Origin of the sequence: Microbacterium ulmi (assembly GCF_011759705.1) — a bacterium.
GTDB classification, from domain to species: Bacteria; Actinomycetota; Actinomycetes; order Actinomycetales; family Microbacteriaceae; genus Microbacterium; species Microbacterium ulmi.
The window spans coordinates 1,701,953-1,724,565 of sequence record NZ_JAAOZF010000001.1 but is presented as its reverse complement, the minus strand read 5'-3'; the positions used below and the strand labels follow the sequence as shown (position 1 = coordinate 1,724,565).

Here is a 22,613-nt window from a genome sequence, read left to right as displayed (position 1 = left end):
TCCCGCTGGGGCACGTCATTGCAGAGCCGAGGTGAGCCGCGCGAGGTTGTCGAGCACCGTGGAGCGCAGCGGCTGCTTCTCCCACTCCTCGAGCGTCAGCTCGCGCGAGAGAGCGCGGTACTCGGCCTCGACGGAGCGCATCTGGGTGATGAACTCCTCGCCGCGCACGAGCATCGAGATCTCGAGGTTGAGACCGAACGACCGCATGTCCATGTTGCTCGACCCGACGATCGCGACCTCGTCGTCGATCGTCATCGACTTGGAGTGCAGGATGAACGGCCGCTGGTACATCCAGATCTTCACGCCGGCGCGCAGCAGCGACTCGTAGTAGCTGCGCTGCGCGTGGTAGACGAGCGCCTGGTCGCCCTCCTCCGAGACGAACAGCTCGACGTGCACGCCGCGCTGGCACGCCGTGGTGATGGCGAGCAGCAGCGCCTCGTCGGGCACGAAGTAGGGGCTCACGACGATGACCCGCTCCTGCGCCGCGTACAGCAGACCGGCGAAGAGCTTGAGGTTGTTCTGGAACTCGAAGCCGGGACCCGACGGGATGATCTGGCAGTCGAGGTCGCCCGGCCCCGAGGCCACGTCGAAAAGGTCGATCTCGTCTCTCAGCGTCTCGTCGGTCTCGCTGTACCAGTCCGACAGGAAGACGGCATTGACGGATGCCACGACCGGTCCCTGGATCCGCACCATCATGTCGACCCAGTGCAGACCGCGCTTGATGTTCTTCTTGAGGTTGTAGGTCGAATCGGTGACGTTCTGCGAGCCCGTGAACGCGACGCGTCCGTCGACGACGAGGAGCTTGCGGTGATTGCGCAGATCCGGGCGCTGGTACTTGCCCTTGAACGGCTGCACCGGGAGCATGAGGCGCCACTGCGCGCCCATCGCGTCGAGCCGCCTGATCGTCTTCTTGTAGAAGGGCTTGCCTCGGTTGGCCCAGTGGTCCAGGAGCACGCGCACGACCACGCCCCGCGCCGCGACCTCCTCGAGCGCGTGGAAGAAGTCGTCGGTCGCGGCATCCGTCTGAAGGATGTAGAACTCGACGTGGACGTACCGCTCCGCCTCGCGGATCGCGGCGGCCATCGCGTCGAGGCTCCCCTGATAGTCGGAGATGAGCTCGGCCGCGTTGTCGCCCGCGAGCGGCATCGCGCCGAGATTGCGGTTGAGCGTCACGAGCGATCGGAACCACGCCGGGGCGTGCGGCCGCAGCGTTCCGAAGTCGAGCGACTCGCTCGTGTCGTGGATGTACGTGTTGATCTGGTCCTGCTTCTTGCGGCGGGCACGCGGCAGACGCGGGTTGCCGATGAGCAGGAACAGGAACACCCCGATGAGGGGGATGAAGTAGATCGCGAGGAGCCAGGCCATCGCGGCGGTGGGCCGCCGGTTGCGCGGCACGATGATGATCGCCGCGATGCGCACCGTGAGGTCGAACACGGAGACGAGCACCAGCCACCACGTCGCCTCGATGGTGAAGGTGATCACATGGCTGCTCTCGGCTGGGGATCGGTTGAGGCCAGCCTAGTGCGGGGGTCCGTCAGCGCTCTGCTGCAGTCGGCCCCGGTGTCGTCGCGGCCGGGGGGAGGCCGCGCTTGGCGCGCTCCTCCGCTTCGATGCGCGCGTAGGTGCGGCGCTCGGTGCGATCGGCGCGCAGGATGCCGCGCAGCACGTAGAAGAAGAGGGCGCTGACGACCACGGTCGGTGCGAGCGACCAGAAGACGGCGACCCAGTAGTTCTCCACAGCTCCAGGATACCCGCCGCCTCTCCCCGGCCTCGGCCCGCGTCGCCCGTCATCGACGACTCCACGACGGCCTGCTGCGGACCTTCTGCCCACACCTCGCCCGTTCGCCGTCCGGCAGGTGCGGTGCGGACGGCACTCTCGTCGCATGACGACCACCGTGAGAGCCGCCGATGCGGCCCAGTTCCTGTCCTTCGTTCCGCACTTGCTCGGCTACCGTCCGACGCGCAGCCTCGTGCTCATCCCGTTCGAAGGGTCGCGCAGCGCCGGGGCGCTGCGTTTCGACCTGCCGGCCACCGACGACGCCCACGAGCTCGACCGCATCGCCGCGACTCTCGTGGGCACGGTGTGCCGCATCCCCCGCGTCGACGGCGTCGCGGCGGTCGCCTTCACGGACGAGAGCGCGGACGACGGCATGCCGCACGCCGCTCTGGCCCGCGCGATAGAGGCGCGCGCCCACGAGTGCGGGCTGGACGTGACAGATCTCCTGTGCGTCGGGAGCGACGCGTGGGCGTCGTACCTCGACGCGGACCGTCCTCCGGGCGGGCGATCCCTCGCCGAGCTCGACATCGCGCCCGCGGGTCTCCCGGATCTGCCCGTCGCAGACGGCGATCAGGCCAGCGGCGCAGAGCTTCCGCGGCCCGACTCCGCCGCGCGTGAGGACGTGGGACGGGCCCTCCGATCGCTCGAACGCGCCGTCGCGCTCCTGTGCGGCCCGGACGCGGAGCCCAGGCGGCGCGGAGGCTCGGCGTCGAGCCCCCGAGGACGGGTCGCCGCTCCCACCGACTCCGGAGAGCCGACGGCATGCCACACAGAAGAAGACGACGACGCGACTCGCATCGATCCCGGTGCCCTCGTCGCCGTGTGCCGCCTGGATGATCTGCCCGGCCTGTTCGAAGAGGCGCTGGAGTGGGATGCCGCAGCCCTCTCGCCCTACGAGTGCGCCGCGCTCATCTGGTGCCTGTCGCGCCCGTCGCTCCGCGACATCGCGCTCGTCGAGTGGTGCGGGGGCATCGAGGCCGGCGACGAGGCCCTCGACGCGCAGCTCGAGTGGGAAGGCGGCGCCGAGTACCCCGCCCACCTCGCGATGCACATGTGGGGCGAGGGCGACCGACCCGATCCCGATCGGCTCGAGCGCGCTCTCGCACTCGCGCGCGCCGCCGCGTGCGTCGCGCCGGAGGATCGGCGGGCCGGATGCCTCGCGACGGCCGCGTGGCTCTCCTGGGCCCTGGGCCGTTCGACTCACGCCGAGCGGTACGCCGTGCAGGCGTGCGAGAGCGAGCCGGAGCACGGCCTCGCCGAGATCGTCCGGTCGTTCGTGCATGCCGGGCACCTGCCCGACTGGGCGTTCCGGCGACCCGCGTGATCGCCGCGCGGCTGCTACTTGACGAGCGGGAAGAGGATCGTCTCGCGGATCCCGAGGCCCGTGATGGCCATGAGGAGCCGGTCGATGCCCATGCCCATGCCGCCCGAGGGCGGCATGCCGTGCTCGAGTGCGCGCAGGAACTCCTCGTCGATGCGCATCGCCTCGAGGTCGCCGCGGGCCGCGAGCTTGGCCTGCTCCGTGAAGCGCTCGCGCTGGATGACGGGGTCGACGAGCTCGGAGTATCCCGTCGCGAGCTCGAAGCCGCGCACGTACAGGTCCCACTTCTCGACGACGCCCGCGATCGAGCGGTGCTCGCGCACGAGCGGGCTCGTGTCGAGCGGGAAGTCCATGACGAAGGTAGGGCGTTCGAGGCCGCCCTTGACGAAGTGCTCCCACAGCTCCTCGACGAGCTTGCCGTGGATCGGATGCGGCGGCAGCTCGACGCCTTCGGCCTCGGCGATCGCGACGAGCTCGTCGAACGGCGTCCGGGGCGTGATCTCGCGGCCGACGGCCTCCGAGAGCGATCCGTACATCGAGAGCCGGTCCCACTCGCCGCCGAGGTCGTACACCGTCCCGTCCGCCCATGTCACGGTCGTCGATCCCGACACGGCGGCGGCCGCGTTCTGGATGAGCTCCTGTGTCAGATCGGCGATGCCGTTGTAGTCGGTGTACGCCTCGTAGGCCTCGAGCATCGCGAACTCGGGGCTGTGCGTCGAGTCGGCGCCCTCGTTGCGGAAGTTGCGGTTGATCTCGAAGACACGGTCGATGCCGCCGACGACAGCCCGCTTGAGGAACAGCTCGGGCGCGATGCGCAGATACAGGTCGGCGTCGAACGCGTTCGAGCGCGTGATGAACGGACGCGCGGACGCCCCGCCGTGCTGCACCTGCAGCATCGGCGTCTCGACCTCGAGGTAGCCACGCTCGGCGAAGGTCTCACGCAGGCTCGCGTTGACCTTGGCACGGGCGACGACGGTCTCCCGCGCGCGGTCGCGCACGATGAGATCGAGGAAGCGGCTGCGCACGCGGCTCTCCTCGCTGAGCTCCGAGTACATGTTCGGCAGCGGCAGGATGGCCTTCGCCGCGATCGCCCACTCTGCGACCATGATCGACAGCTCGCCGCGGCGGCTCGAGACGACCTCGCCCGACACGTACACGTGGTCGCCGAGATCGACGAGCTCCTTCCACGCCTGCAGCGACTCGTCGCCCACGTTCGCGAGCGACACCATCGCCTGGATGCGGCTGCCGTCGCCCGCCTGGAGGGTCGCGAAGCAGAGCTTGCCCGTGTTGCGGCTGAACACGACACGGCCCGCGACGGCTGCCGTCACGCCGGTCTCGGCGCCGGCCTCGAGCTCGCCGTACTCGGCACGCAGCGCGGGGATCGTCGTGGTGATCGGCACCGAGACGGGATAGGCGCCGCCCGCGGCATCCGCCCGTTCGGCGATCAGCCGCTCGCGCTTCGCGAGGCGCACCGCCTTCTGCTCGAAGACGTCCTCTTCGGGGGTCTCGGCGGCGTCGGCGGGCACGGGGGTATCGGTCATGACGGCGGGGCTCCTCGGAAGTCGACCCCCAAGTCTATCGACGGACGGCTGGGCTGCCCCTGGCGGTCGGCCGACCGGATCGGCTCGGCGAGCGACGCCCACCGAATGTCATCGCGCACCGGGGATGCCGCGAACACGCGGGCGCCGGCATCCTCCCGCTGCGAGAGACGGCTCGTCCCCGCCCCCGCAGCGTCAGCCGAGATAGACCTCGGCGTTGTCGATGAATCGATGGCCTGCGACGGATGCCGCGATCAGCACGAGCGCGGGGCCGGACACGCCCTCGTCCAGGGGGAGGAACGTCGCAGGGTCGACGACGCTGAGGTATTCGAGCCGGATGCGCGGCTCTCCCATGAGCGACGACTGCGCCGCAGCGATGCACGCGTCGATGCCTCGATCCGCGTTCGACGCCGCAGCGTCGAGGGCGGCGGGGAGCTTGGCGGCCGCCGCGAGATCCTGCGGCTCGAGCATGCCCACTCTCGTCGAGATCGGCAGCCCCCTGTCGTCGCGGACGGTCTCGACGGTCGCGACGTCGATGTCGAAGAAGAGATCGCGGATCATGCGCCTGACGAGGAAGATGCGCTGCCGATCGCGCAGTCCGTAGACGACGACATCAGGATCGACGAGCTGGAAGAGCTTCGCCTCGACCGTGAGCAGTCCATCGAAGTAGAACGGACGGGTTCGCCCCTCGTATCGCAGACCGAGGTCCCCGGCCGAGATCTTCGTGGAGTTCGATCCCTGCGGCAGCAGCTCCGCCGCCTCCGGCGCGAAGACGACGTCGACGCCGAGCGAGTCGAGCAGCCGCTCGTCGTCCTCCGGCGTGCGCGGGTACGCCTCCCACTCGGCTGCGCCGGCGAACCGCAGGGGATTGACGAAGATCGACACCACGACGATGTCGGCGAGCTCCTTCGCCCGGTGGACGAGGTCGATGTGGCCGTCGTGCAGCGACCCGATCGTCGAGATCAGGGCGACGCGGGCCTCGGGAGCTGCGGCTCTGGCGTCGGCCAGCCGGGTGCGCAGGCCCGCGATGGTGCGGATCATTCCGCGATCGTACCGGCGGAAGGGAAGGGGTCCGTGCCGCCCGCGACGGACAGCGCCTGCTCGACCGTCGAATGGACCAGCGCCGACAGGAACGAACCGGGGTTCGGGATGCCCGCGCGGGTCAGCAGAGTCGCCGCCTGCCCGACGATCGATCGGGAGAACTCCGTCGCCGTCTCGATGCCTTCCGCGTAGGCGGCCCGGTCCTCCTCCGCGACGACGACCGGCTCGCACCCGAGCTCGACGGCGAGCGCCTGAGCGATGGGAAGCACCGCCGCGGGAGCCGTCACCGCCGCGTAGGCGTCCTTGAGCGCCCGCAGGTCCATCGACGTGCCCGTGAACGAGATCGCAGGGTGCACCGCGAGCGGGATGGCACCCATTGCGACGGCGGGACCGAGGACGCCGATGCCGTGCGCCGCGTCCGTATGCAGCACGAGCTGCCCCGGCTGCCATGCGTCGACGTCGGCGAGGCCCGCCACGAGCCCCACGAGCTCGTCGCGCGGGACGGCGACGACGACCAGCTCGGCGCGGCGCACGACCTCGACGGCGTCGAGGATCGGCACGCCGGGGAGCATCCCCGCGATCCGCTCGTCGTCGGAGCCGTGCGTGATGCCGACGAGGGCGTGGCCGGCTCCGGCGAGCGCCGCCCCGACGGACGGGCCCACACGTCCCGCGCCGATGATCCCGACGCCGAGCCGTCCGTCGCGCCTGCTCACGCGTCGCCCCCGGGATCGGGGGCACCCGGGACCGCGGCGTCCGGGACCGCATCCGCACCAGGGACCGCGGCATCCGCACCAGCCGCACCCGGGACCGCTGCATCCGGGACCGCGGCGTCCGGGACCGCGGCATCCGACCCCGCATCCGCACCAGGGACCGCGGCAGCCGCACCAGCCGCACCCGGGACCGCTGCATCCGGGACCGCGGCATCCGACCCCGCAGCCGCAGCCGCCGCACCTGCAACCGAACCTGCCGCGGACCAGGCACCCGCACCTGCCGCCGGCGCAACCGCACCCGCCGCACCTGCAACCGGACCTGCCGCGGACCAGGCACCCGCACCCGCACCCGGCGCACCCGCACCCGCCGCCGGCGCACCCGCACCCGCCGCGGCGCCCGGACCGGCCGCGACCCCCGCAGCCGCACTCGGACCCGCGGCATCCGCTTCGGCACCCCAGCGGTGCGTGCGATCCGCGGCGGCCGCGCGGACGCCGGCCTCCGCGGCGTCTGCGAACAGGGCGAGCGCGGTGTCCCGATCCACCGCCGCGAGGCTCGTCGACACGGGGCCCGCGACCGTGTGGCCGCGGAACGACGCGATCCGCAGCATCCGGTCGACGGGGCCCTGGTGCAGCGCGATGCTCTGCAGGCGGGCGAGCGGGAGGATCGTGAGCGTCCGCCAGATCTGGCCCCGACGCAGCAGCACGAGATCGGGGGTCCTGCGGAATCCGTTGCGGCGCCACGACAGCGGTCGCAGGAACCATGCGCGCTGGGGCGTCGCGACGAAGTCGCCGTCCGAGGGACCGCCGAGCACGCCCTGCTGCACGAGGAGCGGCCATTCGCCGTCGGGAACCTGCGGCAGGAGCAGCCGCAGGACGCGCTCGACGTCGGCGGCGGTTCCCACGGGCAGCACGGTCGTGAACTGGTCGGCGTTCGAGTCGGTCGCGCTGCGGCCCGTCAGGCGATTGATGCGGACGACCCACCATCCGAACGGGCGCCACAGGATCGACTGCGAGACCTCGACGGCGTGCACCCGCCCCGGGGGGACGATCTCGGTGACCGTCGTGAGGAGCCCGTACGTGATCCGCACGCCGTCGGCGGTGGGTGCGATCGCGTAGCGCAGCGACCTCAGGATGCGGCGCACCCAGTACACGCCGAACGCGATCATCGTCGGCAGCAGGCTCAGCAGGAGCCAGGGCACGCCGGCGAACGCGCCGACGACGACTCCGACGATTCCGACCAGGAGCGCGACGGTGCCGGGGCTCACGATCTGCGACGTCACGAGCCGCCCGACGGGGATGTGGACGACCGACTCGGGCTCGGCCGATGCGAGGTCGTCCCCCTCGATGAGGCCTGTGATGCCGCGACTGACGGTGGCCGTCAGCGCCGTCCCCCGCGAGGCGGGACCGGCATCCGGCCTCGTCTCGGCGAGGCGTCTCCCGGATGCGAGCCGGAGGATGTCGGCGCGCACCGCCTCGGCGTTCGCCGTCGAGAGGTATTCGAGCTTGACGTTGGCGTCGGCGCCCGCGCCGACGACCTCGAGCTTGGCCATGCCGAGCAGGCGCGCGATCATCGGCCGCGTGAGGTTGACCCCCTGCACGCGATCGAGCGGCGCCCGCCGCTGCGTGCGGAACAGGATGCCGCTGCGCACCTCGACGGCATCCCCCGTGATGCGGAACGTGTGGAAGCGCCACGAGAGGTAGAACGCGCCCACGAGCACGACGAGGACGACGAGGACGGCGACGATCGCCAGGACGTAGAGGTTGTTGACGATGATCCAGTCGATCGGGTCGCCGCTGGACTCCCACTCCTCGAGGTCCTGCGGGTCGATCTCGGGCATGAGACCCGGGAGGAACACGTACAGGAGCCGGTCCCGCAGGTTCGAGACGACGATGCCGATCACGACCAGGAGGAAGAGCCCTCCGCGCAGGAGCGGCGTGAGCGGATGCAGGCGGTGCCACTCGCCGTCGCTCAGCGGCGACCGCACGAGCGAGCCGGGCGGCGCCGCGGGAGCCGGTGACCGGTATACGGCCGCCGGCGGCGCGGAGGGCGGCGGACCTGCGGCACCCTCCGGAGGAGGGGCGGGCCGGCCCTGGGGGCGCGACGGATCTGTCATAGTCCCGTGCGGCGGCTCTCGGCGACCGCCACGAGGTGGTCGCGCAGCGACTCGGCCGTCGGCTGCGGCAGGCCGGGGATCACGACCCCCGTCGACGCCGCCGCCGTCACGAACTTGAGCTGGGCGATGCCGAAGCCGCGATCGAGGGGCCCGTGGGTGATGTCGACGAGCTGCATGCGGCCGTAGGGGACGGCGACCATCCGCTGCCACAGGATGCCGCGGCGGAACACGAGGTCGTCGTCTCGGAGCTGATACCCGATCGCGCGCGCCTGGCGCGGCATGATCGCGATCGTCCAGACCAGGATGACGATCCAGATCCCGCCCGGGATCCACGCCCACGTCTGCCCGAGAGCGAGCGCGACGACGAGGACCGCGACGACGCTCAGGATCAGGACGATGCCGCTGGAGATGAGCTGCACCCAGACGTACTTGCGCGACACCTGGTGCCATACGCCCTGCTCGAGCTCGAGCCGGTTCGCCGACCCCGGCTCCGCGAGCCGGGTGAAGGTGCCGTCGTCGAGCGCCGCGGGCGGGGCTTCGGCATCCGTCTCCTGCTGCACGGCACCGGCCGCGTCAGTGGTGGTGGGCGTCGAGTCCGGGGCGTGCGTCGGCGAGCCGGGTGTGTGGGGCGGAGCCCCATCAGGCATCGACGCCTCCGGGCTGTTCGTCATCGTCGTCCTTCCGGATCGTGCAGAGGTGCTCGGCGACCAGGCCCGCGGCGACGAGGAGCGCCCCGCACACCGCGGTCGCGATGACCGTGCCCAATGAGCCTAGCGACGGCGCCACCGGGCGGGTCCAGACGAACAGCACGAGCCCGAGGGCGAAGCCGCCGAAGCCGGCTCCGAGAATGCTCGACGCCTTGGCGAGCATCGCGACGCGCACAGCGCGGAACGGGTTGACGTGCGTCGGCGCCGTGGCGCGCGTCGCACGTCGGATGGGCACCGCGAGCGCGACGACGAGAGCCCCGAGGAGCGCGAGCAGGATGGGCAGCGTCACGGTCGGGGCGAAGGTCGCGCGTCCTGCGCCCGTCAGCGTCTGGTCGAGCAGGAACCCCACGGCGCCGCCGACGACCGCCGCGATGATCAGGATGCCGGGGCGGGTGCGCCTCACGAAGCCCCCTGCAGACGGGCCAGGAGCGCGTCGACCCGTCCCGCCCCGGGGAGCTCGGCGTCGGGGTCGACGGCGAGCCACGGCGCGAGGACGAAGTCGCGCCCCCGCGCGTGGGGATGCGGGAGCGTGAGCGCGGGATCGTCGCTGACGACATCCCCGTACGAGACGAGATCGAGATCGAGAGTCCGATCGCCCCAGCGCTCACGGCGCTCGCGGCCGTGCCGGTCTTCGATCGCATGGAGGAAGCCGAGCAGGACGCTCGGCGCGAGCCGCGTCGTGACGAGGGCGACCGAGTTGAGATAGGCGGGGGCCGCGGCATCCGGACCATCGGGCTTGAGCGCGACGGACTCGATCGGCTCCGCCGCCAGCACCTCGTCGGTGAGCGGCAGGCGCCGCAGCTCGTCGACCGCCGCCGCGAGTGTCGCGGCGCGATCGCCGAGGTTGGCGCCGAGCGCGACCACCGCGACGACAGGGCCGCTCGGGCGCGGGCCGTCGACGGGCGCGAGCGGCTGAGTCAGTCTGCGGCTCACGCGCGCCCCTCGATCGTGCCCTCGTACCCGCCGCCGGGGCGCCCGCGTCGCACGGTCACCGACACGTCGGCGAACGGAACGGGGATCGGCGCGTCCGGCTTGTGCACCGTGACCGCGACCATCCTGACGATCTCGTGACGGCCCAGCACGTCGCGCGCGATGCGGTCGGCGAGCGCCTCGAGGAGATTGACGGGCTCGCCCTGCACGATCTCGACGATGCGCTCCGCGACGAGTCCGTAGTGGACCGTGTCGGCGACGTCGTCGGACTCCGCGGCGCTCCTCGTCCCGACATACAGCGTCGCATCGACGAGGAAGTACTGGCCGTCGCGGCGCTCCTCCTCGAAGACGCCGTGCCGACCGAACGCGCGGACCCCGGTCAGGGTGATCTCGTCGATGAAGTCCATGGATCCTCACTCTCCCATCGATCGACGACACGCAGGGCATCGCGGGTCGCCGCGACGTCGTGCACGCGCACGGCCCACGCGCCGGCCTGCGCCGCCAGCACGCTCGTGACGGCGGTCGCGAAGTCGCGCCGCGCCTCCGATGCGTCCTCTCCCAGCACGTCCGAGAGGAAGCGCTTGCGGCTCGTGCCGACGAGCACGCGGTGACCGAGCCCCGTGATGCGAGGCAGCTCGCGCAGGACAGCCCAGTTCTGCCCGCCCTTCTTGCCGAACCCGATGCCGGGGTCGACGATGACGCGCGACGGAGGGATGCCGGCTGCCGCGGCGGCGGCGACGCGATCCGCGATCTCGGCCATCACCTCGCGCACGACGTCGCGGTACTCCGCATTGGCATACATGTCCGACGACGCGCCTCGCCAATGCTGCAGCACGATGTCGGCATCGGTCGCGGCGACGGCTTCGAGCATCCCCGGGTCGGCGAGGCCGCCCGACACGTCGTTGACGATCCGCGCGCCCGCGCGCACGGCCGCCACGGCGGTCGCGGCGTTCATCGTGTCGATGCTCACGACCGCGCCCGCCTGCGCGAGAGCCTCCACGACCGGCAGCACGCGGTCGCGCTCGAGCGAGGGGTCGATGCGCTCGGCACCGGGCCGCGTCGACTCGCCGCCGATGTCGAGCATGTCGGCCCCCTCCCCCCACAGCCGCAGACCGTGCCCGACGGCCGCGTCGGAGTCGAGGTATCGTCCGCCGTCGCTGAAGGAATCGGGGGTCACGTTGACGATCCCCATGACGAGCGTCGCCATCAGCGACCTCCTGTGCCGATGAGGGCGATGAGCTCCGCCCGCGCTGCCGGATCGGCCAGTTCGCCGCGCGCCGCGATCGTGACCGTCGCGGCATCCGTCTGCCGTCCGCCGCGCATCGTGACGCACTCGTGGGTCGCGTCGAGCACGACGAGCACGCCGCGCGTGTCGAGCGAGCCCGCGATCGTGTCGGCGATCTGCTCGCCGAGGCGCTCCTGCACCTGCGGGCGGGCCGAGAGCACCTCGACGACCTTGGGCAGCGCACCGAGCCCGACGACCTGCTCGCCCGGCAGGTACGCGATGTGGGCGTGGCCTGCGAACGGGAGGAGGTGGTGCTCGCACATCGAGCGGAAGCGGATGTCCCGCAGCATCACGGCGCCCGACGGCAGCGTCTCAGGAGCGGGGCCCCGCGTCACCGAGATCGTGTGCGCGAGCGGGGCCGCGGCATCCTCGCCGACGCCCGCGAAGAACTCCGCGTACGCGTCCGCGACCCGCTGGGGGGTCAGACGCAGCCCGGGGCGGTCGGGGTCCTCTCCGATCGCCTCGAGCAGCTCGTGCACGAGCTCGGCGACGCGTTCACGATCGACGGCCACGGGCCGAGCCTACGCGGTTGCGGGGCGCGCCTGTCCGGAAGGACGACGGCGCGGAGCCTTCTCGGTCGCCTCGTGCTCCGCCTCGACGGCGGCCGCGAGTCCCGCGTCTTCCCGCCGGCGCGGAACGTCGACGGGGGGCTGTGCCGACACGGGGCGCTCGTCGCTGGAGAGCCACTGCGGACGCGGCGGGAGCTTCTTGATGTCGCTGAACAGGTCCGCGAGCTCGAGGTGATCGAGCGTCTCCTTCTCGAGGAGCTCGAGGGCGAGCTTGTCGAGGATCTCGCGATTGGCGTTGAGCACCTCGTACGCCTCGTTGTGCGCCTGCTCGATGAGGGCGCGCACCTCGACGTCGACCCGCTCGGCGACCTTCTCGCTGAACTCGCGCCCGTGGCCCATGTCGCGGCCGAGGAACATCTCGCCGGATGCCGAGCCGAGCTTGACGGGGCCGACCTCGGTCGTCATGCCGTACTCGGTCACCATCTTGCGCGCGATGTTCGTCGCCTTCTCGATGTCGTTCGACGCGCCGGTCGTCGGGTCGTGGAAGACGATCTCCTCCGCGACACGGCCTCCCATCGCGTACGCCAGCTGATCCTGCAGCTCGTTGCGCGTCACGGAGTACTTGTCGTCCAGCGGCAGCACCATCGTGTAGCCGAGCGCCTTGCCGCGCGGGAGGATCGTGACCTTCGTGACGGGATCGGTGTAGTTCATCGCCGCCGCCGCGAGCGCGTGACCGCCCTCGTGGTAGGCCGTGATGAGCTTCTCCTTGTCCTTCATGACGCGCGTGCGCCGCTGCGGCCCCGCGATGACGCGGTCGATCGCCTCGTCGAGGGCACGGTTGTCGATCAGCTGCGCGTTCGAGCGCGCCGTCAGGAGAGCGGCCTCGTTGAGCACGTTCGCGAGGTCTGCACCCGTGAAGCCGGGGGTCTTGCGCGCGACGACCTCGAGGTCGACGCCGTCGGCGAGGGGCTTGCCGCGGCCGTGCACCTCGAGGATCCGCTGGCGGCCCTTGAGGTCGGGCGCGTCGACGCCGATCTGGCGGTCGAATCGACCGGGGCGCAGCAGCGCGGGATCGAGGATGTCGGGGCGGTTGGTCGCCGCGATGACGATGACGTTCGCCTTGGGGTCGAAGCCGTCCATCTCGACGAGCATCTGGTTGAGCGTCTGCTCGCGCTCGTCGTGCCCGCCGCCGAGGCCCGCACCGCGATGCCGGCCGACGGCGTCGATCTCGTCGATGAAGATGATCGCGGGGGCGTTCTCCTTCGCCTGGTTGAACAGGTCGCGCACGCGGCTCGCGCCGACGCCGACGAACATCTCGACGAAGTCGGAACCCGAGATGGAGTAGAACGGCACGCCGGCCTCGCCCGCGACGGCGCGCGCGAGGAGCGTCTTGCCCGTTCCTGGAGGCCCGTACAGCAGCACGCCCTTGGGGATGCGCGCCCCCACGGCCTGGAACTTCGCGGGGTCCTTCAGGAAGTCCTTGATCTCCTGGAGCTCCTCGATCGCCTCCTCGGCGCCCGCGACATCCCCGAAACTGACCTGCGGCATCTCCTTCGTCACGAGCTTCGCGCGCGACTTGCCGAACTGCATGACCTTGCTGCCGCCGCCCTGCGCGCTCGACATGAGGAACCAGAACAGCACGCCCAGCAGGATGATCGGCAGGAACAGCGAGATGAACCCGTCGAACCACGTCGCCCGAGGCACGGTGTCGTTGAAGCCGTCTTTGGGATCGGCGGCGGTGATGGCCGAGACGACCTCATCGGCGCGCGCGGAGAGGAAGTAGAACTGCACGTCGGTGGCACCCTCGAAGGGCTCCGACAGCACCATGTCGACGCGCTGGTCGCCCTCGGTGCTGACCACCTTCGTGACGGTCCCGCCGTCGAGCAGCTCGAGACCCTGCTGCGTCGTGATGGTCTTCGCGCCCTGCAGACTCGAGATCAGCGAGAAGCCGACGATGAGCAGCACCCCGATCATAAGCACGTAGAAGAGCGGGTTGCGAGTGATCTTCTTGAAGTCCATGGCTCGGGCCGCGCCCGCTCCCTTTCGTCGGCGATCCGCCGGCGCGCGGCACGATGCCCCGGCGACGGTGGAATTCAGGGTATCGCGGGCTGCCTATGGCGACTCTGTGCATTCGCCCACGGCTTAAGCGCTACGAGTACATGTGAGGCGCGAGCACCGCGATGTCGCGCAGGTTGCGGTACCGCTCGGCGTAGTCGAGGCCGTACCCGATCACGAACTCGTTCGGGATCTCGAAGCCCAGGTATTTGCAGTACACGTCGACCTTCGCGGCCTCCGGCTTGCGCAGCAGAGCGAACACCTCGACGGATGCCGCGCCCCGCGACTCGAAGTTCTCCAGCAGCCAGCTGAGGGTCAGGCCGGAGTCGATGATGTCCTCCACGATGAGCACGTGGCGCCCCGTCAGGTCGGAGTCCAGGTCCTTGCGGATCTGCACGACACCGCTCGACTTCGTGCCGGTGCCGTACGAGGAGACCGCCATCCAGTCCATCGGCACGACGTATCTCAGCGCCCGGGAGAAGTCCGCCATGACCATGACGGCTCCCTTGAGGATGCCGACCAGCAGCAGATCCTTGCCCTCATAGTCGTCGGCGACCTGCGCCGCGATCTCTCGGAGCTTGTCGTGGATCTGCTCCTCCGTGACGAGGACGTTGGTGATCTCGCTCTGGATGTCGGCCGCGCGCATGGTCAGAGTCTAGAGTCGGCGGGCCTCGGATCCAGGGGTGTGCGCGCGGATCCGGATGTCTGGGCGGGTTTCCGCGGAAGGGGCTGCGCAATAGGCTGAGCGCGCGCGGGCGACGGCGCCCGCCCGGACGGAGGGACGAGTTCACATGGCCGGACTGGACGACATTCTCAAGCAGCTGCCCATCGATCAGATCGCATCGAAGCTGGGCGTCGACCCCGCGGTGGCGCAGCAGGCGGTGCAGGAGGGCGGCGCGACGATCCTGAGCGGGCTTCAGCGCAACGCGCAGACCCCCGACGGGGCGTCCGCGATCGAGAAGGCCCTCGGAAAGCACACGGGCCTCGGCGACACGATCGACGTCGACCAGGTCGACACGGTCGACGGCGACAAGATCCTGACCCACGTCTTCGGCGACCAGAAGGAGCAGGTCGCGAAGAAGCTCACCGATGAGCCGCAGACGGCGGGCATCGACTTCGGCAAGCTCCTGCCCATGCTCGCGCCGATCGTGATGGGCCTGCTCTCGAAGGGCCAGCAGCAGGCGGCTCCGCAGGCGCAGGCCGGAGGCGGAGGCTTCGACATCGGCGGGCTGATCGGGGGCCTGCTCGGAGGCGGCGGCGGCCAGGCGCAGTCCTCGGGCGGCGGGATCGACATCGGAGGCCTGCTCGGCGGACTGTTCGGCGGCAACAAGTAGCCGCGCAGCGTTCGGCGGCAACACGTAGCCGCGCAGCCCTGAGCAGGGGCAGGGGGCCTCACCCCCCCTCGTCCGGTCGACCGGAGGCCCGCGGCCGTCACCGGGGAGCCGCGCCTCCTCCGGTCGACAGGAGCCCCGCGGCCGTCGCCGGGGAGGTGAGGGGCCTCAGCGTGCGCCTGAGCGTGCCGTGAACTCGAGCCGCTGACCCCTCCGTCGCGCACGGCAGCCGGGCAGGTCGATGGGTCCCTGGCCCGACCACTCCGTGACGAGGCGCGCGACCTCGAGCGTCTGCGCGCGCGTGAGGCTCTCGCCGAACTCGGCGGCGACGACCGTGCGGATGATGCGGTGCCGCAGGGCCGGCGGATTCGCCGCGAGCGCCGGCACCGAGATCGAGATCCCCGCCTCAGCATGATCGACGATGTCCTCGATCGTCTCGTCGATCATGGCGGCGAAGGCGTCGGCGTCCTCGCGCGCCTGCTCGGCCGTGCGGGCGAGGGCCTCCGTGATGCCGGGCCCGAGCTCGGCCTCGAGGACGGGCAGCACCCTCTCCCGCACGCGCACGCGCGCGAAGCGCGGGTCGACGTTGTGCGGATCGCTCCACGGCTCGAGTCCCGCCGCGGCGCAGGCCGCGCGGGTGGTCGCACGCCGCACGCCGAGCAGCGGTCGCAGCAGCAGGAGGCCGTCGCCGACCGTCGACACGGGCGACATCCCCTGCAGACTGCCCGCTCCGGATCCACGGGCGAGGCCGAGCAGCACCGTCTCGGCCTGGTCGTCGAGCGTGTGACCCGTGAGCACCGCGGCCGCGCCGAGCGCCGAGGCCTCGACCGCGAGCGCCGCGTACCGTGCTCCGCGGGCAGCGGCCTCGGGGCCGCCATCGGCGCCGACCTCGACACGGACGACCCGCGCGGAGAGCCCGAGCGCCCGAGCCTGGGCGGCGGCGGCGGCCGCGGCATCCGCCGACCCCTCCTGCAGACCGTGGTCGATCGTCACCGCGACCGCAGCGAGGTCGAGCTTGGGCGCCTCGAAGGCGACGGACGCGGCGAGCGCGAGCGAGTCGGCGCCGCCCGAGAGCGCGACGACGACGGTCGAGCCCTGCGCGATCCCGGCGAGGGCGGCGCGGACGGCGCGCCGCACCTCTGCGACGGCGGGGTCGAGGCCCGGGCGATGTGTCACCCGTCCACGGTATCCGCCGCGCCCCGTGCAGAACTCCACCGAATCGGCTTCAGAACGACGTGGATGAAGCGGATTGGGCAGGTCGCGAGCGAAATCGGTGGAGTTCTGCACGCGAGAGCCTCGCGACTAGGCTTGACGGCGGCATCCCACAGTCTTTTCGAAGGAGCACCATCATGGGCGCGTACGACGCCGTCATCGAGATCCCCGCGGGCAGCCGCGTCAAGTACGAGGTCGACCACGGCACGGGCCGCGTCTTCCTCGACCGCGTCCTCTACACGGTGTTCGGCTACCCCACGAACTACGGCTTCTTCGAGAACTCCCTCGGCGAGGACGGCGACCCGCTCGACGTCCTGCTCCTGCTCGACCACGACCTCTACCCCGGCGTCATGGCGTCGGTGCGCCCCGTCGGCGTGCTCAAGATGAGCGACGAGGCCGGCGGCGACGACAAGGTCGTCGCGGTGCTCGCGAAGGACCCGCGCTGGACGCACATCCAGGACGTCGACGACATCCCCGAGTTCACGCGCAAGGAGATCACGCACTTCTTCGAGCACTACAAGGACCTCGAGCCCGGCAAGTGGGTCAAGGTCGACGAGTGGGCGGATGCCGCCGAGGCGGAGCGGCTCGTGCTCGAGGCGTACGACCGCTTCGCCGAGCACGAGGGCAAGACCAAGACGCAGGGCGAGGGTTTCGCGCCGTCGACTCTCTAGCCGTCGGATTCTCGGGGGGCGGATGCGGCGGCATCCGCCTTTCGCGTTCTCGGGGTGCCGCGGATCAGATATAGGGTCCTCGGGCGCCGCGGATCAGATATACCGTCCTCGGGCGCCGCGGATCAGACGTAGACGCCGCGCGCCGCCAGGAACGGCTTCGGGTCGGTCGTGCCGCCCGGCACGTACACCTCGAAATGCAGGTGGGGTCCGTACGCCCGGCCCGTGTGTCCGACCGCCGCGATGTGCTGACCCGCGGTGACCCACTGTCCCGCGCGCACATAGATCGCCGACGCGTGCCCGTAGCCCGTGCCGATCCCGTTGCCGTGATCGATCCGGACGTAGTTGCCGAACCCGCTGAACGGCCACGCCATCGTGACGGTTCCCGATGCCGCGGCGTAGATGGGCGATCCATCGCCGGCTGCGAAGTCGATGCCGAGGTGCCACGAGCTCGAGCATCCGTAGCTCGAGCCGCACTGCTGGGAGCGCGGGCCGTAGCCCGAACTGATCCATCCCGCGTTGGGCCGGCACCATCCCGAGCCCTGCACGATCCCGCCGCCCTGCGCCTTGCCCGCCGCCGCGGCCGCCGCCGCTGCGGCAGCCGCCGCTGCGGCTTCGGCTTCCTTCCGCTTGCGTTCGGCCTCGACGCCGGCCTGGTAGTCCGCGAGCGTCTTCGCGGTCTGGTCTTTGAGGGCGAGCAGCTGGGCCTGCAGCTCGGTGAGGTGCGCCTCCTGGGTGTCGAGGGCGGCCTGCGCGGCCTCGGCCGCGGCCTGCGCCTCGACCATCTTCTGCTCGGCGATCTTCTGCAGCCGGTCGCGCTCTTCGCGCTGCGCCGCCGCCTGATCGCTGAGGCTCTGCGCCGAGCCGCGCGCCGTGATCGCGTCCGCGTAGACCGACTTGTTGCGAGCGATGAGTTTGTCCATCGTGCCGAGCCGGGCGAGCAGGTCGTCGGCGCTCGCCGCCGACCCCGCGAAGAAGAGCTCGAGCGATGTGTCGTCGCCGCCGTTGCGGTATAGGCGCGCAGCGACCCGACCGGCCTTGTTCGCGGCATCCACCGCCTTCTGCGCCTCGGCGTCCGCCTGCTGCTGCAGCTGGTCGGCGCGGTAGGCGGCGTCGATGTAGTTCTGCTGGGCCACGTAGTAGGCGTCGGCGGTCTGCTTCGCGACCTCCTGCGTCCGGGTGACCTCGGCCTGCAGGCCCGCGATGAGGGCCTCGATCCTCGTGACCTCGTCGGCCTTCGCCGATTCGTTCGCCCTCGCGCGCTCGACGTCGTCCCAGGAGGGATAGTCGGCCGCGAACGCGCGCGGAAGCACGGACGAACCGAAGGCCGCGATCCCGAGAACGCTCAGGATGCCGACCCCCAGCGCGGTGCGACGATCCATGGCGGGCCAGCGCAGACGCAGATCGCGGGAGGCGGTCTCGCCACCCGCGCCTGACGTCTCCTGAGACTCCACAGGATCCTCCCGTCGTCGAGTCACAGCTTTCACACTAGCAACATGAGTCACAAGCGCAATCGGGATGCCGCGTTTCCAGTGTGCCCCGGATCGCGGGCATACGCACGGGTCATCTTCGCGGCTCTGCGCGCCGGGACACGCGCGACGCGCCCTCGATTCGCGCATTCGCTGGATAATCCGTATGCTTGTCTCTCGGTAAGCGTGAGCCCCTGGGTTCACCCGGCCCCATCGTTTAGCGGCCTAGGACGCCGCCCTTTCACGGCGGTAGCACGGGTTCGAATCCCGTTGGGGTCACTCCTACCGCAGACAGAACTTAATAAGCATGGCCCTGTAGCGCAGTTGGTTAGCGTGCCGCCCTGTCACGGCGGAGGTCGCGGGTTCAAGTCCCGTCAGGGTCGCTCCGGAGCGACAGGCCCTTTGTTTTCAGAGGGCCTTTCGTCTAGGATGCGGCAGCTTCGCCTGCCGCGCGGCTCTGTAGCTCAGTTGGTAGAGCGCACGACTGAAAATCGTGAGGTCACGGGATCGACGCCCGTCGGAGCCACTGGAACCCTCGTGCGGCTTCTACGCACGGGGGTTTCTTCATTTGTGCTGGTCAGGGGCCGATTTCTCTGGATCCGCTTGTGCTGGTGGCGGAGGGCTCGCTGCCGTCCACTGCGGCCGTCGGAGCCCCTGATTCGTCTGCTTGTGCGGGAAATGTGCCGAGAACCCGCCTGAAAGAGACGAGACGTGACTCGCCCCGGCGTGTCCGGAGGGCGTCTTGCTTGCGTCAGCCGGCGTGCTCGACCGGTTAATTGCAGGCGTAGTCGAGTCGCTCAGCCTCGAGCGGTGTGAGGTCGTCGATCGAGCCGCGCGGGCGCTCGCTGTTGAGCCACAGGACCCATGACGCGGTTATTGCTTCGACGTGGCCGACGTCGCGCCAGGGTCCCTTGTGGTGGATGAGCTCGGATTGTGGAGACCGATCTGCGACGCCGCGAGGCAGTTGCCGTTGGCGTCCCCGACGCGGCCGACGGACAGGTCGATGCCCTCGTCGACGAGTCGGTCGGTGAACGCGATCGACGGGTTGACACTGGGCTCAACCGCTGGAAGCAACACCTCATCGGAGGGTGTTGTGGGAAGACCATCGGATTTGGATGAGGGAAGTGACCGGCCTTTCGCCGCGTTTGTTGGAACGCCTTTGAATGCGCCGACTCCCGCCGCGCTTTGCCGCCTGACATCCGCTTCGAGCGCGCGCCAGCACACTGGCGTCGAGATCGATCGCCGAGACATCCGGAAACACCCGCCTCAGGCCTGCGTCGAGCAGGCCGTCGCCCGTGCCGACATCGAGCGCCGACACCGCGCCGCGCGGGACGGCATCCATCACGATCCGGTGGCAGTGGATGTTGTGGTTTCCATCGCGGCCGCTGAGTCGGGCTCACGCGGCCATTGTGCCTGGGCGGCTGAAGCGACTCGGTCAGCGCAGCATCCCGAGCCTTCTCGACTCCGGCGCAAGCCGCTCGGCGACCGTCACGGCAGAGTGGACGGCACTCTCGTGCGAGTCGGCGTCGTCGGCGTACATGCCGGCGAGCCAGACGCCGTGCTCGCCCTGCATCGCGGCGAGGCGCCGCTGCGCCTCGAAGTGCGCAGGCGTGCCTCGTCCGTGGCGGTAGCGCACGAGCTCGTGGAGGGGCTCGGGCATCCGCTCTTCGTACGTGACCCAGCTGCGGAAGAGCGGCAGCCCCCGCGTCGGCTTCCAGATCGAGAGCTGGCTGTGGGCGCCGTCCCAGCGGGAGTTGACGACCGACCAGTCGCGCTCACGCGGGGGCATGAGCCGCCGGTCGCCGTGGATCGCGATGACGGCATCGAAGAACTCGAAGCGCCGCAGCTGCGTCGTGCGCTCCTCCAGCCCGGGCACGCCGGTCAGCAGCTCCGCCGCGAAGTCGGCCGGCGCAGCGAGCACGATCTGGTCGAACTCGTGAGTGCGGCCGCGAGCGTCGTCGATGGCGAACCCGCCCGGCGGGCGCGAGATGCGTCGGATGCCGCACGCCACGCGCACATCGGTCCGCCTGAGATCGCGCGTGAGCGCATCGACGTACGTGCGCATCCCGCCGTCGATCTCGAACTGCATCGGAGCGCGCCATCCGGTCATCGCCGCGAGATAGAAGAGCGTGTTGTACGCCGAAGTCTCGAGGAACTCGTCGAGCTCGACGCACCAGAACCCGAGCAGGAACGGCACGAGGAACTCGTCTCGGAACGACGGCGGCAGCCGCAGCCGGTCGAGGTGCTCGCGCATCGTGATGGACGTGTCGTGCGCCAGCATGAACGCCGGGATCCCCGCTGCGAAGCGGCGGAGCCGCAGGAGATGAGCGACGGATGCCGGACCCAGCGACCGCCATGCAGGCATCCCTCCCCGCACCGGCGGCAGGACGATCGACCCGCCGCCACCCGTGAGCGTGAACGTCGCCGGGTACGACCGTCGCGGCACGCCGATCGCGTCGAGCAGCCGCGTGAAGGTCGGATACGTCGATCCGCCGAAGAACTCGAAGCCCGCGTCGACCTGCAGCCGCTGCCCGTCGACCTCGACGTCGACCGTGTGGGCATGCCCGCCGAGCCGCTCGTCGCGCTCGAAGAGCATGACGTCGTGGTGCTCCTCGAGGAGCCACGCCGTCGTGAGGCCCGCACCTCCGCCGCCGATCACTCCGATCCGCACGCGCCGACCGCCGGTCAGAGCGGCGGGACGTCGAAGCCGAGCGAGCCGGCCTCGAGGAGCGCCGCGCGCTCGCTTGCGGCGCGGGCTTCGGCGGCGCGACGCTCACAGCCGGCGAGGAACTCCGCGAAGTCCTCGAGCCCGCGAGCCGTGAAGAGCCCCTGCCGCGTTCCGGGCCAGGCGGACACCGAGGACAGTGGGGGAAGCGCAGCGAGGACGGCCGCGGCATCCGTCTCCCAATAGGCGTCGCGGGCCTCGAGCGCCTCCACGGTCGCTGCGGGATCGACGGCGAACGGCAGCTCTCCCGCGGGCCCCTCCGCCGCAGGCATGAGCCGCAGCGCGACGACGAGCGGCCCCGACTGCGCGGCGGCGAGGGCGATCGCGCCTCCGACGGGCGTGAACCAGAAGTAGGGGCCGAGGAGCTCCTCGGCGAGGTCGAACACCGCGAGCCGGCCGCTCTCCTGCGCGCTCGCGCGCATCCCGGCCATCGTCGCCCGTGCCGACTCCTGACGCTGCGTCTGCTCTGCGGCGCGGCGCAGCGCCGCCTCGCCGTGGCGGCGCGCCGTCTCCTGCATCTCCTCGGTCCACTTGGCCACGTGCTCAGCTCCCCGTCGCCCGCGCCACATCTGGGCTCGCCACGACCGTCGTCGCGGCCCACGCCTCCGTCACGCCGGAGCGGAGTGTCCTGGGCGCCGTGAGCCGGACCGTCGCCCGGCAGGCGACCGGGACGCCGGCACCGGGGTCAGGCGTCAGCACGACGATCTGCTCGTCACGGACGGTCTCGCCGGGCTCGATCACGGTGTGCGCCGCAAGCATCGTCGCCCTCCAGGCCGATCCCGCCGGCGCCGCCCAGTCCACCGGCCCTGCGAGCCATCGGCCGGCCGGGAGCCAGGACACCTCGACCCAGCACGCGTCCGCCCCCAGTGGGAGGCGACCGATGCCGCCGTTGGTGATGGTGACGCTCACCGCGACGGCGGGCGATCCTGCCAGATCGAGCCAGCGCGCCTCCACGAGCGGAACGACGCGGTGCTGCCGCACGCGACCGTGGACGAACCTGGCCCACGCCCAGACGCCGGCGACGAGCAGGGCGACCGCCTGCACGACGCTGTTCACGATCGACGCCGCCGACTCGGCATCCGCTAGCGTCACTGGGTCTCCTCCCACAGGGCTCCCTTGTTGACTATCGCACCCGCCGCGGCGAGCGCAATGGCTCGCGACGAAGAGCACGGATGCCGCGGGCCGCGGCATCCGGAACCCCTGTCGCCGGCGCAGCCGCGG

General features: G+C 70.9%; 23 protein-coding genes and 3 tRNA genes. 6 read left to right on the top strand and 20 right to left on the bottom strand.

Annotation, left to right across the window (positions count from 1 at the left end):
• Positions 1–15 precede the first annotated feature (15 nt).
• Positions 16–1,482 carry a cardiolipin synthase gene (gene cls / locus FHS08_RS08230; protein ID WP_167037825.1) on the bottom strand — a complete coding sequence of 489 codons (1,467 nt, stop codon included), beginning with the start codon at positions 1,480–1,482 and terminating at the stop codon, positions 16–18.
• A 52-nt stretch (positions 1,483–1,534) separates the two neighbouring features.
• The gene (locus tag FHS08_RS08225; RefSeq protein WP_167037822.1) at positions 1,535–1,738 is read right to left on the bottom strand and encodes a hypothetical protein; all 204 of its coding nucleotides are present in this window, start codon (positions 1,736–1,738) and stop codon (positions 1,535–1,537) included.
• 145 nt (positions 1,739–1,883) lie between these two features.
• On the opposite strand from FHS08_RS08225, the gene FHS08_RS08220 reads away from it, so the two are divergent.
• Complete coding sequence (locus tag FHS08_RS08220) at positions 1,884–3,101, top strand: DUF4192 family protein (RefSeq protein ID WP_167037819.1); 1,218 nt, start codon at positions 1,884–1,886, stop codon at positions 3,099–3,101.
• Between the two features lie 14 nt (positions 3,102–3,115).
• On the opposite strand, the gene lysS is transcribed toward FHS08_RS08220, so the two are convergent.
• The 12 genes from lysS to hpt all read right to left on the bottom strand — a co-directional run bounded on the left by lysS (position 3,116) and on the right by hpt (position 14,633).
• On the bottom strand, positions 3,116–4,639 hold the full coding sequence (gene lysS, locus FHS08_RS08215; protein WP_167037816.1) for a lysine--tRNA ligase: 1,524 nt from the start codon (positions 4,637–4,639) through the stop codon (positions 3,116–3,118).
• Between the two features lie 192 nt (positions 4,640–4,831).
• Positions 4,832–5,677 (bottom strand): pantoate--beta-alanine ligase, encoded by an 846-nt coding sequence (gene panC / locus FHS08_RS08210; RefSeq protein WP_167037813.1) that lies wholly within the window; start codon positions 5,675–5,677, stop codon positions 4,832–4,834.
• Positions 5,674–6,390, bottom strand: a complete 717-nt coding sequence (locus FHS08_RS08205; protein ID WP_167037810.1) for a DUF2520 domain-containing protein — start codon at positions 6,388–6,390, stop codon at positions 5,674–5,676. The genes panC and FHS08_RS08205 overlap by 4 nt, the downstream gene beginning before the upstream one ends.
• Entirely contained in the window at positions 6,387–8,372 is a 1,986-nt protein-coding gene (locus FHS08_RS08200) for a PH domain-containing protein (RefSeq protein ID WP_341800365.1), read from the bottom strand. Before FHS08_RS08200 ends, FHS08_RS08205 begins: the two co-directional genes overlap by 4 nt.
• Positions 8,373–8,497: 125 nt before the next feature.
• The gene (locus FHS08_RS08195; RefSeq protein WP_243847256.1) at positions 8,498–9,172 is read right to left on the bottom strand and encodes a PH domain-containing protein; all 675 of its coding nucleotides are present in this window, start codon (positions 9,170–9,172) and stop codon (positions 8,498–8,500) included.
• Positions 9,141–9,611, bottom strand: coding sequence for a DUF3180 family protein (locus tag FHS08_RS08190; protein ID WP_167037807.1), 471 nt, complete (start codon positions 9,609–9,611; stop codon positions 9,141–9,143). The genes FHS08_RS08195 and FHS08_RS08190 overlap by 32 nt, the downstream gene beginning before the upstream one ends.
• Positions 9,608–10,141 (bottom strand): 2-amino-4-hydroxy-6-hydroxymethyldihydropteridine diphosphokinase, encoded by a 534-nt coding sequence (folK, locus tag FHS08_RS08185; protein WP_167037804.1) that lies wholly within the window; start codon positions 10,139–10,141, stop codon positions 9,608–9,610. Before folK ends, FHS08_RS08190 begins: the two co-directional genes overlap by 4 nt.
• A complete protein-coding gene (gene folB, locus FHS08_RS08180) occupies positions 10,138–10,545 on the bottom strand; it encodes a dihydroneopterin aldolase (protein WP_167037801.1) in 408 nt (135 codons plus the stop codon). The genes folK and folB overlap by 4 nt, the downstream gene beginning before the upstream one ends.
• A complete protein-coding gene (folP, locus tag FHS08_RS08175) occupies positions 10,518–11,345 on the bottom strand; it encodes a dihydropteroate synthase (RefSeq protein WP_167037798.1) in 828 nt (275 codons plus the stop codon). The genes folB and folP overlap by 28 nt, the downstream gene beginning before the upstream one ends.
• Complete coding sequence (folE, locus tag FHS08_RS08170; RefSeq protein ID WP_167037763.1) at positions 11,345–11,935, bottom strand: GTP cyclohydrolase I FolE; 591 nt, start codon at positions 11,933–11,935, stop codon at positions 11,345–11,347. Before folE ends, folP begins: the two co-directional genes overlap by 1 nt.
• A 9-nt stretch (positions 11,936–11,944) precedes the next feature.
• Positions 11,945–13,951 carry an ATP-dependent zinc metalloprotease FtsH gene (gene ftsH, locus FHS08_RS08165; RefSeq protein ID WP_167037760.1) on the bottom strand — a complete coding sequence of 669 codons (2,007 nt, stop codon included), beginning with the start codon at positions 13,949–13,951 and terminating at the stop codon, positions 11,945–11,947.
• Between the two features lie 130 nt (positions 13,952–14,081).
• Positions 14,082–14,633: a hypoxanthine phosphoribosyltransferase gene (hpt, locus tag FHS08_RS08160; protein ID WP_167037757.1), complete on the bottom strand. Its 552-nt coding sequence runs from the start codon at positions 14,631–14,633 to the stop codon at positions 14,082–14,084.
• 145 nt (positions 14,634–14,778) lie between these two features.
• On the opposite strand from hpt, the gene FHS08_RS17140 reads away from it, so the two are divergent.
• Positions 14,779–15,321, top strand: coding sequence for a DUF937 domain-containing protein (locus tag FHS08_RS17140; RefSeq protein ID WP_167037754.1), 543 nt, complete (start codon positions 14,779–14,781; stop codon positions 15,319–15,321).
• A gap of 165 nt (positions 15,322–15,486) precedes the next feature.
• On the opposite strand, the gene tilS is transcribed toward FHS08_RS17140, so the two are convergent.
• Positions 15,487–16,494, bottom strand: coding sequence for a tRNA lysidine(34) synthetase TilS (gene tilS, locus FHS08_RS08150; protein ID WP_167037751.1), 1,008 nt, complete (start codon positions 16,492–16,494; stop codon positions 15,487–15,489).
• Between the two features lie 173 nt (positions 16,495–16,667).
• Between tilS and FHS08_RS08145 the strand changes: the two genes are divergently transcribed.
• The gene (locus FHS08_RS08145; RefSeq protein WP_167037748.1) at positions 16,668–17,201 is read left to right on the top strand and encodes an inorganic diphosphatase; all 534 of its coding nucleotides are present in this window, start codon (positions 16,668–16,670) and stop codon (positions 17,199–17,201) included.
• A 122-nt stretch (positions 17,202–17,323) separates the two neighbouring features.
• Here the strand turns inward: FHS08_RS08145 and FHS08_RS08140 are convergent, their stop codons facing one another.
• The gene (locus FHS08_RS08140) at positions 17,324–18,652 is read right to left on the bottom strand and encodes a peptidoglycan DD-metalloendopeptidase family protein (protein ID WP_341800364.1); all 1,329 of its coding nucleotides are present in this window, start codon (positions 18,650–18,652) and stop codon (positions 17,324–17,326) included.
• 221 nt (positions 18,653–18,873) lie between these two features.
• On the opposite strand from FHS08_RS08140, the gene FHS08_RS08135 reads away from it, so the two are divergent.
• The 3 genes from FHS08_RS08135 (at position 18,874) to FHS08_RS08125 (ending at position 19,193) form a co-directional block, all read left to right on the top strand.
• A tRNA-Glu gene (locus tag FHS08_RS08135) sits at positions 18,874–18,946 on the top strand.
• Between the two features lie 30 nt (positions 18,947–18,976).
• A tRNA-Asp gene (locus FHS08_RS08130) sits at positions 18,977–19,050 on the top strand.
• Positions 19,051–19,120: 70 nt separating this feature from the next.
• Positions 19,121–19,193 (top strand) — tRNA-Phe (locus FHS08_RS08125).
• 552 nt (positions 19,194–19,745) lie between these two features.
• Here FHS08_RS08125 and FHS08_RS08120 read toward each other — a convergent pair.
• From FHS08_RS08120 to FHS08_RS08105, 4 genes are all read right to left on the bottom strand, one after another.
• Positions 19,746–20,012, bottom strand: a complete 267-nt coding sequence (locus FHS08_RS08120) for a class I SAM-dependent methyltransferase (RefSeq protein WP_167037745.1) — start codon at positions 20,010–20,012, stop codon at positions 19,746–19,748.
• Positions 20,013–20,102: 90 nt separating this feature from the next.
• A complete protein-coding gene (locus FHS08_RS08115) occupies positions 20,103–21,338 on the bottom strand; it encodes an FAD-dependent oxidoreductase (RefSeq protein WP_167037742.1) in 1,236 nt (411 codons plus the stop codon).
• A gap of 14 nt (positions 21,339–21,352) precedes the next feature.
• A complete protein-coding gene (locus tag FHS08_RS08110; protein ID WP_167037739.1) occupies positions 21,353–21,931 on the bottom strand; it encodes a hypothetical protein in 579 nt (192 codons plus the stop codon).
• Between the two features lie 4 nt (positions 21,932–21,935).
• Positions 21,936–22,484, bottom strand: coding sequence for a hypothetical protein (locus FHS08_RS08105; RefSeq protein ID WP_167037736.1), 549 nt, complete (start codon positions 22,482–22,484; stop codon positions 21,936–21,938).
• Between the last annotated feature and the right edge of the window lie 129 nt (positions 22,485–22,613).

Excerpts from the sequence above, each read along its gene's own strand:
- hpt (WP_167037757.1), bottom strand. The coding sequence starts at position 14,633 with ATGCGCGCGGCCGACATCCAGAGCGAGATCACCAACGTCCTCGTCACG.
- folP (WP_167037798.1), bottom strand. The coding sequence starts at position 11,345 with ATGGCGACGCTCGTCATGGGGATCGTCAACGTGACCCCCGATTCCTTC.
- FHS08_RS08220 (WP_167037819.1), top strand. The coding sequence starts at position 1,884 with ATGACGACCACCGTGAGAGCCGCCGATGCGGCCCAGTTCCTGTCCTTC.
- FHS08_RS17140 (WP_167037754.1), top strand. The coding sequence starts at position 14,779 with ATGGCCGGACTGGACGACATTCTCAAGCAGCTGCCCATCGATCAGATC.
- FHS08_RS08195 (WP_243847256.1), bottom strand. The coding sequence starts at position 9,172 with ATGACGAACAGCCCGGAGGCGTCGATGCCTGATGGGGCTCCGCCCCAC.
- ftsH (WP_167037760.1), bottom strand. The coding sequence starts at position 13,951 with ATGGACTTCAAGAAGATCACTCGCAACCCGCTCTTCTACGTGCTTATG.
- folB (WP_167037801.1), bottom strand. The coding sequence starts at position 10,545 with ATGGACTTCATCGACGAGATCACCCTGACCGGGGTCCGCGCGTTCGGT.
- FHS08_RS08145 (WP_167037748.1), top strand. The coding sequence starts at position 16,668 with ATGGGCGCGTACGACGCCGTCATCGAGATCCCCGCGGGCAGCCGCGTC.
- lysS (WP_167037816.1), bottom strand. The coding sequence starts at position 4,639 with ATGACCGATACCCCCGTGCCCGCCGACGCCGCCGAGACCCCCGAAGAG.
- panC (WP_167037813.1), bottom strand. The coding sequence starts at position 5,677 with ATGATCCGCACCATCGCGGGCCTGCGCACCCGGCTGGCCGACGCCAGA.